Source organism: Flavobacterium cauense R2A-7 (assembly GCF_000498475.1).
Taxonomy (GTDB): Bacteria; Bacteroidota; Bacteroidia; order Flavobacteriales; family Flavobacteriaceae; genus Flavobacterium; species Flavobacterium cauense.
On the sequence record NZ_AVBI01000035.1, the window covers coordinates 1 to 1,118 of the forward strand.

General features: G+C 29.2%; 1 protein-coding gene. It reads left to right on the forward strand.

What is annotated here, in order from left to right:
- Positions 1 to 162 precede the first annotated feature (162 nt).
- Positions 163 to 936 carry a hypothetical protein gene (locus FCR2A7T_RS14525; protein WP_131473149.1) on the forward strand — a complete coding sequence of 258 codons (774 nt, stop codon included), beginning with the start codon at positions 163 to 165 and terminating at the stop codon, positions 934 to 936.
- Positions 937 to 1,118 lie beyond the last annotated feature (182 nt).

Here is a 1,118-nt window from a genome sequence, read left to right on the forward strand (position 1 = left end):
ATGGCGGGTTTGGGGATTTTTGGAATGGTTAGTGAGTGTATTTCTTCTTTAAAAAGAAGTTTTTTCTTAACTACTTTTCGGTATATTTGTAAACGTCTGTAATAAAAAATCGCCACTGACAGAAAGCCGGCGGGACGTTAGCAGAAATTTTAAACCAACATCATGAATATTAGACATAAAACTACATTTATAATTATTGCATTATTAACATTACTTACCATAAATAATTGTTCTAGTAAAAAAGAAAATAATGTAACTGCTAAACCTAAGACAGAATGTGACTGTAATTTGACAGACGAAGAAATGGAAAACATTTTTCCGGTTTCTGCTATAAATGATAGTATAATTATTTGCAAGAAAAATAAAGTGAACGGAGTGAATTGGGCTGATTTTCTTGAGAAAAATAAATTCTATACGGATTTTACAATTTTTAATTGTCAAACAAACGAATCGATAAAAGGTGAATTCTCTCGAGACAACTCATTTTCATATGAAACTAAATCTTTAATTATTTATTCCAAAAAAGAATTTTGGGTTTATGATACAATCAAAAACAAGTTAGATCGAATTGCAATTGATGTGTATAAAGAAAGAATTTATGCAGAAAATGGAAAAATAAAAAAGGCAAAAGAATTTATTTTAACACCTGCAAAATACGATTCAAAAGCATTACGAGATGTTAATAATCATTTTGAAAAAAAGAAAAAAGATCCTAGTAGCGATTACATAGTTGATTATCTTTTAGGAGCAGCGCTAAATGGTGACAATATTTCAAAAAAACGATTACTCGATTTTAATCAAATATTTCCAAACCATGATGAAAAAAATAATTTAGACCAAGCCTTAATAGTTTTAAAAGATTTTGAAAATTTTAAAAAGAATGGTGGAAAAATTAAATTCTTAGATTTATCTCAATACCCAAAATTCAACAATTAAAAACTTCTGCTAACAGCGGTTTTATGCAATGGCGGGGCTTGGGATTTTTTGGAGAAGTTTTTGCTCGCACTTTTTGTATTAAAATTCATGTTTTTCTTTCACTCTTTTCGGTATATTTGTAAACGTCAGTAATAATAAATCCGCCACTGACATAAAGCCGGCGGGACGTTATAAGCCATTTG